Source organism: Niveispirillum sp. (assembly GCF_017996735.1).
Classification (GTDB): domain Bacteria; phylum Pseudomonadota; class Alphaproteobacteria; order Azospirillales; family Azospirillaceae; genus Niveispirillum.
Genome location: NZ_JAGOGJ010000184.1, coordinates 1 through 10,313, shown reverse-complemented (window position 1 = coordinate 10,313; position 10,313 = coordinate 1). Strand labels below are relative to the sequence as shown.

The following is a 10,313-nucleotide window of genomic DNA, read 5'->3' as shown; positions in this document are numbered from 1 at the left end:
AATATGGGCGAGTTGATCAAGGCGCTGGGACAGTGAGGGAACGCCTCAGATATCCAGATCCACCTGATGGCTGTCCGGGGTGACGGCCATCAGGGCATGGATATAATTGGAAATCTTGGTGGCCCGCTCGCTGTGCAGGCCCAGCAGGACCTGCATCTGCTGCGCCAGTTGGGCGGCATCCACCCCGTCGCTGACCACCGGCAGGGACGCGCTTTCCGACGTGATCACGTCTTCCGCCGTCATGGCCGCCAGTGTCTGGTCCGGCGTGGGCGGCGACGGCGGCGGCCGGTCGGGTGTCTGCTCAGGCTGGCGTTCGGCGAAACGGTCCAGATTATGCCGGATACGCTGTTTCTGGGGCGGCGTCAGCTCCGGAAGGCTTTCCACCTCGTCCATCACCAGATCGATCAGGCGATGGCGCAGGGTGCGACCCTCACGCCCCCGATCCTCCCGCCGCTGCCGCTCCTCGATCCGGTTCACGCCCAGGACGTGACGATCCTTCGACGGTGGGGTCACCGGCGCGGGCGGTCGCTGCAAAGGGGGTGTATAGAACGCCATGCCCTAGTTTAACACGCCGTATCCGATTGGAAATGCGTTGGTTTCGGGCAGGCGCAGGCGTCAGTTGCCCGCTACATGCATGATGCTTACGGACGGCGTACCCCGAAAGCGGGATGCAGCAACCGGTCACCCGGCCTGATCCCCAGTTTGGCTGCCAGCCCGGCATTGATCTCCAGCACGGCCAGGGCCGGCCCGGCGGATGGCAGCGGCGTCAGATCCTGCGGCTTGCCATGCTGGATGTTCAGAATATAGCCGTTGGCATCGACGAAGATGATGTCCAGCGGGATCAGGGTATTCTTCATCCAGAAGGAAAGCCGGCCTTCCTGCTCGTTCAGGAACAGCATGCCCTTCTCGTCCGCCATCTTCTCCACAAACATCAGGCCGATGGCCTGCTGCTGCGGCGTCAGGGCCAGATCGACATTGAAGCTGTGACGCTGACCGCCCTTGGTCTCCACCACCAGATTGTCGCGGTTCAGCCCCGTCTGCGGCCCCATCTGGGCGGCGGCATCGGGAATGGCGGCGGGCAGGAGGACGGGGGACAGAGACAACAGCAGGGCAAAGGCCAGACGGCGCAGCAGCATGATGGGTCCCGAACGCAATTGTATTGCCGCCACCTTACCACAGGTCGCGCACGGATGCTGCGGCCTGCCGCACCATGTCGCGGATCGGCCCTTCATGCGGGGCATCGGCCAGACTGTCAAACCAGCGGCGCGGCGGATTGCGCCCTTCCCGCCGGTCCCAGGTCAGGGATTTCAGGACCGCCGCCGCCGCCGGGGTCAGCGACGCCTCTGTCGGGTCAATGCCGTTCAGCACCGCCCAGATGCCGGCCCAGGCCCGGCCCACCGACCAGGGATTGTATCCCCCGCCGCCCACCACGATGGTACGCGGGGCCAGCCCCACCAGATCACCCACGGCCCGCCACAGCGCCCGGTTGGACAGGGACAGGCGCGACAGGGGATCATCGGCCAGGGCATCGGCCCCGGTCTGGATCATCATGGCCTGAGGCCGGAAGGCGACGGCCAGCGGAATGATCGCTTCCTCCACCACATGGCGGAATTCGTCATCGTTCAGGCCGGGGGGAAGCGGGATGTTACGGGCCATGCCGCCCGCCCGATCGTCCAGCTTGCCCGTATAGGGCCAGCGCCCCTCCTCATGCGTGGAAATGGTCAGGACGCGTTCATCGTCGTGAAAGGCATCCTGCACCCCGTCGCCATGATGGGCATCCAGATCGACATAGAGGATGCGGTCCAGCCCCTGATCCAGCAGCGCCAGGATGCCCAGGACGGGCGCATTGAAGAAGCAAAAGCCGCTGGCCCGGCCCGGCCGGGCATGGTGCGTGCCGCTGGCCGGCGAGTGCACAACGCCCCCGTCGCGCACCAGATCGGCCGCCAGGATGGCCGCACCGGCGGCGATGGCGGGGCGGCGGTACATCTCCGGGAAGACCGGGTTTTCCAGCTTGCCCAGCGCATAACGCAGCGCGGTATCCAGATCGACCCTCTGGTCCCGCTCCGCCCGCTGAACGGCCGCGATATAGTCGCGATCATGGAAACGCGCCAACTGTTCGGCTGTGGCCTGCGGGCTATCGAGATAATGGTCATCCCGCAACCAGCCCATGGCGCGGGCCAGATCGGTCGCCACTGATACGCGGGGGATGGAAAGCGGGTGTTTCCTGCCGTAACTGGAATGGCGATAAATCTCGCCACCCAGATAAAGCGGGCGGATCGTGGTGGCGGATGAGAGGGGCGGGGCGACGCTGTCTGGCATGATGGATGCAATTTATGTTGCGCCGCCGCATGGCACAAGAGCCCGATAATTATTTCACGGCTTCATGATCGTAGGAGAAGACGCGGGAGAGTTTCCAGCCGTCAGATTCCAGCCGCCAGAGTTGTGTGAAGCGGGCCTTTCCCACCAGCTTTTCCGGGCCGTCCCCCTTGCGTTCATAGAAAACATGATCGCCCTGTTCGATCACCCCGACGCCGGCGATGGGATGAAGGGTCATGGTGCCCGGCACCAGTTCACGGCGCGACCGCCAGGCATCGGGCTTCTTCTTCTCCTCACAGCCCTGCTTGTATTCCGCCACGAAGGGGGCGGCCGACCGTGCCACCTCCCCGCCCTTGTCGTGATACATCTCGAAGTCAGGTGTCAGCATGGACGCGACACGATCGGGATCACAGCCCTCGAAGAACAGGGCGAAGAATTCCGCATCGGCCTTTTCGATGGCGGCCCGCAGGGCCGGGCCTTCCGGCAGGGTAGCGGCAGGGGCCGACACGGCCAGAGCCGACAGAATGGCGACGAGGATCAAGGGCTTGCGCATGGTGACTCCCGGTTCGAACGCCCGGATTTGATACCGGTTCGCATAGGGCCGCAAGAACCATTATCAGCGTCATGTCTGGCACCAACGGCCTTGCGGGGGCGTCGCCACTTTGCCATAACCAACCCACCTCACTGGGGGGAGCCGATCGTCGGCTGAGAGGTCCTGTACGGGACGACCCCTGGAACCTGATCCGGTTGATACCGGCGTAGGGACAGTGATCCATGACCCATGTACCGGGGCCATCAAGCGCCCCGCCCGCCCCCGCCATCCATCTGTCCGACGCCGCCCTCGGGTTCGGCGGCCGCCTGCTGTTCAGCGGGCTGGACATGGTGGCGCCGGCCGGACAAACCACCTGCCTGCTGGGTCCCAGCGGGGTTGGCAAATCCAGCCTGCTGCGCCTGATCGCCGGGCTGTTGACGGGCACGGGCAGGGTGGCCGCCGATGACGGGAAACCCGTGACCGGCCGCATCGCCTGGATGGGGCAGCAGGATCTGCTGCTGCCCTGGGCCAGCGTGCTGGAGAATGTGACGCTGGGCGCCAGATTGCGCGGAGGCCGGGTCGGCCCGGCAGAGCGGGACCGGGCCATGGCCCTGTTGGCGGCCGTGGGCCTGGACGATCGCGCCGGCTGCCGCCCCGATGCCCTGTCGGGCGGCATGCGCCAGCGCGCGGCGCTGGCCCGTACCCTGTTCGAGGATCGGCCGATTGTGCTGATGGACGAGCCCTTCTCTGCCCTGGATGCCATCACGCGGCTGGACATGCAGGACCTTGCCGCCAGCCTTCTGGCGGGACGCACGGTGATCATGGTGACGCATGATCCGCTGGAGGCGCTGCGCCTGGGCCATCAGGTGCTGGTCCTGAGCGGCAGCCCCGCGCGCCTGTCCCCACCGATCATGCCCGCCGGCGACACGCCCCGCCCGCCCGACCATCCCGACCTTCTGGCGCTGCAGGCGGAACTGCTGCTGCGACTGCGTGGCGGGAGGGCGGCATGAGGGGCGGGCGCCTTCTGCGCGGGCTGGTGACGCTGGCCGGACTGATCCTGGCCTGGGGGTTGCTGGTGCATCTGGCCGACCTGCCGCATTACATCCTGCCGGGGCCGGAACGGGTGGCCCTGCGCCTGTGGGATGATTGGGCGCTGCTGGCCCGGCATGCCGGATACACGGCGCTGGAGATCGTGCTGGGCCTGGTGCTGGGCACGCTCTGCGGCGGGTTGGCGGCGCTGGCCCTGACGGCATCGGCCGCCGCCCGGCGCTGGCTGCTGCCGCTGCTGCTGGCCAGCCAGGCGGTGCCCGTCTTTGCCATCGCGCCGCTGCTGGTGCTGTGGCTGGGCTATGGCATGGCATCAAAGGTGGCGATGGCCACCCTGATCATCTTTTTCCCCGTGACGGCCAGCTTCTTTGACGGGCTGCGGCGGACAGAGCCGGGCTGGCTGGACCTGGCCCGCACCATGGGCGCGAGCCCCTGGGCCGTGCTGCGCCACATCAGGGTGCCCGCCGCCCTGCCCGCCCTGGCATCCGGCCTGCGCATGGCCGCCGCCGTGGCGCCCATCGGGGCCGTGGTGGGGGAATGGGTGGGGGCGTCGGCGGGGCTGGGTTATCTGATGCTGCACGCCACGGCACGGGTGCAGACGGACCTGACCTTCGCCGCCCTGTTCATTCTGGCCCTGCTGGCCGTTGGCCTGTGGCTGCTGGTCGATCTTACCGTTCGCCGGGCGTTGCCCTGGCTGCCTGACAGCGTGATGAGCAAGGAAGAGACATGATGAAGATGCGTTGGATGCGCGCGATGGCCGTGGCCGCCGCTATGGCCGCCAGTGCGGCAGGTGCCCTGCCCGCCCTGGCGCAGGACAAGATGACGGTGCTGCTGGACTGGTTCGTGAACCCGGACCATGGCCCGCTCTATGTCGCGCAGGAGAAGGGCTACTTCAAGGATGAGGGGCTGGCGGTGGAGATGATCGCCCCGGCCGACCCCAACGACCCGCCGCGTCTGGTCGCCGCCGGCCAGGGCGATATCGCCATCTCCTATCAGCCGCAATTGCACCTGCAGGTCGATGCCGGATTGCCCGTTGTCCGCGTCGGCACCCTGGTCGCGACGCCGCTGAACAGCGTCATCGCGCTGAAGGACGGTCCCATCAAGTCGATCAAGGATCTGAAGGGCAAGAAGGTCGGCTTCTCCGTCGGCGGGTTCGAGGATGCGCTGCTGGGCGCCATGCTGGAAAAGCACGGCCTGTCCTTGAAGGACGTGACCCTGATCAACGTGAATTTCTCGCTGTCGCCGGCCCTGTTCGCCGGGCAGGTGGATGCCATTGTCGGCGGCTATCGCAATTTCGAACTGAACCAGATGGCGATCGAGAGAAAGGAAGGCCGCGCCTTTTTCCCGGAGGAAGAGGGCGTTCCCGCCTATGACGAACTGGTCTTCATCACCGCGAAGAACAAGGTGACCGACCCGCGCATCGGCCGCTTCCTGAACGCCGTGGAACGCGGCACGCAGTTCCTGATCAACCATCCGGACGAGGCCTGGGGCCTGTTTATCAAGGGCCGCAAGGACCTGGATACGGAGTTGAACAAGCGCGCCTGGAAGGACAGCATCGCCCGCTTCGCCCACAGCCCCCGCGCGCTGGACAATGCCCGTTATGAGCGTTTCGCCCAGTTCCTGAAGGCACGTGGCCTGATCAAGACCACGCCGGACGTGGCGACCTATGCGGTGGAGGTGAAGTGAACCTCCAGGGCGGGTCGGCCCTCACCCTACCACCCGCTTGCCAGCGGGCGAGGGGCGACATGATACCCGACGGTCACACATGTCGACCGTCGGTATGACGACCCGCATCCCCTTGTCCCGGGGCAAGGGTTTACAGCGGTAAGCGCACGACAGCCCGCAAGCCCTTCTGCGGGCTGTCGCGCAGAATGACGTCGCCGCCATGCCGGCGGGCAATGTCGCGGGCGATGGTCAGGCCCAGGCCGACCCCGCCCGTCTTCTGGTTACGCGACGGTTCCAGGCGGAAAAAGGGGCGGAACACGGCTTCGCGCTGATCGTCGGGAATGCCCGGCCCGTCATCATCGATCAGGATTTCGACGAAGTTGCCCCGCCGTTCCAGGCTGAGCCAGACATGCCGCCCATAACGCGCGGCATTGCCGATCAGGTTGCTGAGGCAACGGCGCAGCGACAAGAGGCGCAGCGGCAGCACCACCGCCTCCCCCTGCGTCACCATCGGGTCCAGGGTCAGGCGCGCGCCCTCACGACGCGCATTGCCCGCGATCTCGGCCAGCAGCAGCGACAGGTCCACCTGCCGCTCCTCCTCCTCCCCGTCCCCCCTGGCAAAGGAGAGGTAGCCGTCGATCATCACCTGCATTTCGGCCACATCGGCCTTCAGCTCCTCCACCTCCGCCATGTCGGGCATCATGGCCAGTTGCAGCTTCATGCGGGTCAAGGGCGTGCGCAGATCGTGGCTGACGCCGGCCAGCATTTCCGTGCGCTGGGCGATCTGGCGGCGGATACGGTCGCGCATCAGCAGGAAGGCATGCGCCGCCTGCCGCACCTCCACCGCGCCCTCCGGCCGGAAATCCGCCATGTCGCGGCCCTTGCCGAACGCGTCGGCCGCAACTGCCAGCCGGCGGATGGGCCGGATCTGGTTGCGCATGAACAGGGTGGCGATGGAGAACAGGACCAGCGAACTGCCCAGCATCCAGATGATGAACAGGTAGCTGGTGAAGCTGTACAGACGCCGTTCAGGTGACAGGACGGACAGTACCCCGTCGGGCAGTTGCACCCGGATCTCGATCCATTTATGGGCGACATTGCTGTTGATGCGCCAGGGCCGGCGCACCCGGTCATCCAGCGCCTGGGCCAGCGTTTCCTCCAGCGCGCCGCGCAGCCGGGCCGGCGGGTCGGGCAGTTCCTCCCCCGGATTCCAGGTGAACAGGATGTCGGTGTTGCGGGCCGCCATGGACAGCGTTTCCTCCCGCGCGACATCGTCCTTGTCGCGGGCAAGCTGTTCGATGACCAGCGCGATTTCCCCCGACACGGAATTGGCCAGCCGGTTGGTCATCGTGTCCCAGTGCCGGTCATAGAAGACGAAGGTGGCGATGGCCTGGGCCAGCACCACGGGCGTCATCATGATCAGCAGCGAGCGCGCGAACAGGGTCGCCGGCACATAGCGTTTCAGAGCACGCATCGGCCGGGGCCGCCGCCGCCACAGTTCCTGCAACCACGCGTTCAATCGGGCCTCAACACATAACCTTCACCGCGCACCGTCTGAAGATAACGCGGCTCGCGCGGATCATCTTCCAATTTACGACGCAGGCGCGTCACCTGCACGTCGATGGTGCGTTCGTTCGCCGCATCCACGCCCGCCTTTTCCACCAGCGCCTCCCGGCTCAGCACCACGCCCGGCTCCGCCGCCAGGGCACGCAGCAGGCTGGATTCCATGGTGGTCAGGCGGATGATCTCCTCTCCCGTCCGCAATTCCTCGCGCTCCGCATCGAACAGATAGCGGCCCAGACGGATGGGGACGGCGGACAGGATCGCCCGCGGCACGCGGCGGGCCGTGCGGCGCAGGATGGCATTCAGGCGCAGGACCAGTTCACGCGGCTCGAACGGCTTCGACAGGTAATCATCGGCCCCGGCCTCCAGCCCGCCGATGCGTTCCTCCGCCTCGCTGCGCGCCGTCAGCATCAGGATGGGCGTGCGCCCCGTGGCCGCCAGATGGCGGCAGAGCGACAGCCCGCTTTCACCCGGCATCATCACATCCAGCACGATCAGGTCGAATTCCAGCCCCGCCAGCTTGGCCCGCGCCTCCGCCGCGTCGCCGGCACCGGTGACCAGAAAGCCGTTCTGCCCCAGATACCGGCGCAATGCCTCACGCAGGCGCGTGTCGTCATCAACGACCAGGATATGGGGCTGTTCGGCGGGATCGTCACTCATCATGGCCCCTCACATAGCATGGAAGGGGGCGATGGTCACCGCTTGCCCGGCGGCGGGAACTTGGCGCGGTCTTCTGCGTCGATGATGCCCAGCATCACGGTGCGGAACCCCTCCACCGCCGACGCGCCGGCGGCGCGATAGGCCTGGGCGATGCGGGCGCGCTGGGCGTCCGACAGGCTGCGTTCCAGTTCGACGCCCTTGTCGGTCAGGGTCAGCAGGCGCTGACGCCGGTCCTTCGTGCCCGGACGCTGCGCGATATATTCCTGCTCCACCAGATCGGACAGGACGCGGGACAGGCTCTGCTTGGTGATCTGCAGGATGCCCAGCAGTTCCGTCACGGTGATCGACGGGTAGCGGCCCACGAAATAGACCACGCGGTGATGCGCCCTTCCCAGCCCGATCCTCGCCAGCATGGCGTCGGGTTCCGCGGTGAAGTCGCGGTAGGCATAGAAGAGCAGCTCGATGCCCTGGCGAAGATCCTCCTCCCGGAGGAAAAGCGGGTTCGGCCCCGATTTTACGTCAGCCATGTTGACTTATTTCCGCAATTCCGTATCGTGGATGGAGTTGTACACGACATAAAACAACAAGGAAGCCCCAAATGACGATCATCCCTTTCCATGACCGCGATGGCCATATCTGGTTTGACGGGGCGATGGTGCCCTGGCGCGAAGCGCAGGTCCATGTTCTGACCCACGGCCTGCACTATGGAAGCTGTGTATTTGAGGGGGAGCGCATTTACAATGGTGTGATCTTCAAATCTCACGAACATTCCCTGCGCCTGCGCCGGTCAGCCGAATTGCTGGGCTTCGACATTCCCTACAGCGTGGAGGAAATCGACGCGGCCAAGCGGGACGTGTGCAAGGCCGCCGGGCTGACCAATGGTTACCTGCGTCCCGTCGCCTGGCGCGGCAGCGAGATGATGGGGGTGGCGGCGCAGCACAACAGGATCCATCTGGCCGTCGCCTGCTGGGAATGGCCCAGCTACTTCACGCCGGAGGCGCGCATGAGGGGCATTTCCCTGGAAATCGCCCGCTGGCGCCGCCCCGCCCCCGATACCGCCCCGACGGAGGCGAAGGCCGCCGGCCTTTACATGATCTGCACGCTGTCCAAGCATGAGGCGGAGCGCAATGGCCACCAGGACGCGCTGATGCTGGATTATCGCGGCTATGTGGCGGAAGCGACGGGGGCCAATTTTTTCATGGTGAAGGATGGCGTTATCCATACACCCATCCCCGACTGTTTCCTGAACGGCATCACCCGCCAGACCATCATCAATCTGGCCCGACGCCGGGGGTATACGGTGCTGGAACGCCATTTCACCCTGGATGAGGTGAAGGACGCGACGGAGATTTTCCTGACTGGATCGGCGGCGGAGGTGACGCCCGTCGGCCGCATCGGCGACTGGACCTTCAGCCCCGGCGAGGTCTGCCGGAGCATGATCGCCGATTACAGCGACCTCGTGAATGGCCGGTTGAATGCGGAGGCTGTGGCGGCATAGGCAAGGATATCAGATCACCCCTTCCTTCAGCAGCCTCACTGCATGGTCCGCCGCCCGCGCCGTCAGGGCCATATAGGTCAAGGACGGGTTCTGGGTTCCCGATGACGCCATGCAGGCACCGTCGGTGACGAACAGGTTGGGCACCTGATGCGCCTGGTTCCAGGCGTTCAGGACGGAACTGGCCGGGTCGCGGCCCATGCGGGCGGTGCCCATCTCGTGGGTTTTCGCGCCGACCGGCGTGTCGAAGCGGGCATAGGCGCTGACATCCTCGCACCCGCCAGCGCGCAGGATGTCCGCCGCCTCGTCCCTTGCGCGGGCGATCATGGATTTTTCATTGTCGCGCAGCGTGCAGTCGAGATGGGCCAGCGGCAGGCCCCAGCGGTCTTTCTGGATCGGGTGCAGGGTCAGGCGGTTGTCGGGATGGGGCAGCATCTCCCCGAACAGGGTCAGGTGCATGTGCCAGGCGCCATGGGTCAGGGCCGCCTGTTTGGCGGCGACGCCCAGGCCGGGCTTGGTGCCCGCATCGGCCAGCGGCCGGCCACGCGCCGCCCCGCCCTGGAAACCGAAGCCGCGCACAAAGCCGTCGCCCGGACGCTGCTGTTTGAAGCGGTAATTGGGCACATAGATATTGTTGGGCCGCCGCCCGAATTCATACCGGTCCAGCAGGCCCGGCACCCGCCCCGACGCGCCGGCCCCGCCGACATGGTCCATGACGTACCGGCCCAGCGCGTCGCTGCCATTGGCCAGCCCGCGCGGATGCGCCTCGCTGGTGGAGTTCAGCAGAATCTGGGCCGAGGCGATGGCCGAGGCGCAGAGGAAGATGATGCGCCCCCGGTGGGTGGTGCCGGTCAGGTCATTGGCATCGATGGTGCGCACGCCCGTGACGCGACCCGTTTGCGGATCATGGTCCAGCGAATGGGCGATCTGGTCGGTCAGGATGGTCAGGTTGCCGGTGGCCCGCGCGGCCGGCAGCGTGGCCGACAGGCTGCTGAAATAAGCGCCATAGGAACAGCCGCGCACGCAGTGTGACCG

Annotated in this window: 12 protein-coding genes and 1 riboswitch; of the genes, 4 read left to right on the top strand and 8 right to left on the bottom strand. The window is 66.2% G+C overall.

The annotated features are described in order from the left end of the window. Positions 1 to 45: 45 nt before the first annotated feature. The 4 genes from KBA48_RS30355 to KBA48_RS30340 form a co-directional block, all read right to left on the bottom strand. On the bottom strand, positions 46 to 555 hold the full coding sequence (locus KBA48_RS30355) for a hypothetical protein (RefSeq protein WP_292912426.1): 510 nt from the start codon (positions 553 to 555) through the stop codon (positions 46 to 48). A gap of 86 nt (positions 556 to 641) precedes the next feature. After that, the gene (locus KBA48_RS30350; RefSeq protein ID WP_292912425.1) at positions 642 to 1,136 is read right to left on the bottom strand and encodes a DUF192 domain-containing protein; all 495 of its coding nucleotides are present in this window, start codon (positions 1,134 to 1,136) and stop codon (positions 642 to 644) included. A 34-nt stretch (positions 1,137 to 1,170) separates the two neighbouring features. Beyond that, positions 1,171 to 2,319: an acetoin utilization protein AcuC gene (locus tag KBA48_RS30345; protein WP_292912424.1), complete on the bottom strand. Its 1,149-nt coding sequence runs from the start codon at positions 2,317 to 2,319 to the stop codon at positions 1,171 to 1,173. Positions 2,320 to 2,368: 49 nt separating this feature from the next. Continuing rightward, on the bottom strand, positions 2,369 to 2,869 hold the full coding sequence (locus KBA48_RS30340) for a nuclear transport factor 2 family protein (protein WP_292912423.1): 501 nt from the start codon (positions 2,867 to 2,869) through the stop codon (positions 2,369 to 2,371). 124 nt (positions 2,870 to 2,993) lie between these two features. After that, positions 2,994 to 3,098, top strand: a riboswitch (TPP riboswitch). Here KBA48_RS30340 and KBA48_RS30335 point away from each other — a divergent pair. The 3 genes from KBA48_RS30335 (at position 3,091) to KBA48_RS30325 (ending at position 5,581) form a co-directional block, all read left to right on the top strand. After that, on the top strand, positions 3,091 to 3,858 hold the full coding sequence (locus KBA48_RS30335; RefSeq protein WP_292912422.1) for an ABC transporter ATP-binding protein: 768 nt from the start codon (positions 3,091 to 3,093) through the stop codon (positions 3,856 to 3,858). (Overlaps the previous riboswitch by 8 nt.) Continuing rightward, positions 3,855 to 4,625, top strand: coding sequence for an ABC transporter permease (locus KBA48_RS30330; protein ID WP_292912421.1), 771 nt, complete (start codon positions 3,855 to 3,857; stop codon positions 4,623 to 4,625). The genes KBA48_RS30335 and KBA48_RS30330 overlap by 4 nt, the downstream gene beginning before the upstream one ends. A 5-nt stretch (positions 4,626 to 4,630) precedes the next feature. Continuing rightward, positions 4,631 to 5,581, top strand: coding sequence for an ABC transporter substrate-binding protein (locus tag KBA48_RS30325; RefSeq protein WP_292912428.1), 951 nt, complete (start codon positions 4,631 to 4,633; stop codon positions 5,579 to 5,581). Positions 5,582 to 5,711: 130 nt separating this feature from the next. Here KBA48_RS30325 and KBA48_RS30320 read toward each other — a convergent pair whose 3' ends face one another. Genes KBA48_RS30320 through KBA48_RS30310 form a run of 3 tightly spaced genes read right to left on the bottom strand, consistent with a single transcriptional unit; the run spans position 5,712 to position 8,310 of the window. Next, a complete protein-coding gene (locus KBA48_RS30320; protein ID WP_292912420.1) occupies positions 5,712 to 7,034 on the bottom strand; it encodes an ATP-binding protein in 1,323 nt (440 codons plus the stop codon). Between the two features lie 41 nt (positions 7,035 to 7,075). Beyond that, positions 7,076 to 7,783, bottom strand: a complete 708-nt coding sequence (locus tag KBA48_RS30315) for a response regulator (protein WP_292912427.1) — start codon at positions 7,781 to 7,783, stop codon at positions 7,076 to 7,078. 35 nt (positions 7,784 to 7,818) lie between these two features. Next, positions 7,819 to 8,310, bottom strand: coding sequence for a MarR family transcriptional regulator (locus tag KBA48_RS30310; RefSeq protein ID WP_292912419.1), 492 nt, complete (start codon positions 8,308 to 8,310; stop codon positions 7,819 to 7,821). A gap of 71 nt (positions 8,311 to 8,381) precedes the next feature. Here KBA48_RS30310 and KBA48_RS30305 point away from each other — a divergent pair, with 71 nt between their 5' ends. Then, the gene (locus KBA48_RS30305) at positions 8,382 to 9,281 is read left to right on the top strand and encodes a branched-chain amino acid aminotransferase (protein ID WP_292912418.1); all 900 of its coding nucleotides are present in this window, start codon (positions 8,382 to 8,384) and stop codon (positions 9,279 to 9,281) included. Positions 9,282 to 9,290: 9 nt separating this feature from the next. Here the strand turns inward: KBA48_RS30305 and KBA48_RS30300 are convergent. Further along, positions 9,291 to 10,313: GMC oxidoreductase (locus KBA48_RS30300; RefSeq protein ID WP_292912417.1), on the bottom strand; the 1,023-nt coding region annotated here is incomplete at its 5' end.